We start from the raw sequence: 402 nt of genomic DNA on the forward strand, positions 1-402 counted from the left end.
CGCGCAAAACGGAGGCGTTCCGGCGGACGGAAACGAAAGGCGGCTTAGCAAGCTTGGCGTTCACTTCCGCGCGTGTTTCAATTCGTTCTGAAACTTCTCCATCTGCCTTTTCCAGCGAAGCTCCTCATCCTCGAAACGTCGATCAAGCGCCGCGCGCTCGGTTTCCACCAGGGTTTTGCGCAAGAGGTGGATGATATCGACGTCGTCGCCGCAACAATGAAAAGGCCCGGCGTAGTGCTGAAGCGCCCTGTTGGATCTGATGGGCCCTTCTTAGCGCAGGCGGACCTCCCGGCATCGCTTCCAGCCCACAAGCGGGGCTCGCGGACGCCCCCTCCGGCGCCAATTACCGGCGGGCGCGCTCTCGATGACAGGGCAGCCCGAGAGGCCGTACAGGAATACGAA

1 protein-coding gene is annotated in these 402 nt (G+C 61.7%); it reads left to right on the plus strand.

Features of this window, described 5'->3' with window-relative positions; all coding sequences use genetic code 11:
- Positions 1 to 72: 72 nt before the first annotated feature.
- The coding region (locus AWU74_RS14405) for a hypothetical protein (protein WP_498067502.1) at positions 73 to 402 on the plus strand (330 nt) is incomplete at its 3' end.

It is taken from the genome of Treponema endosymbiont of Eucomonympha sp. (assembly GCF_001028545.1).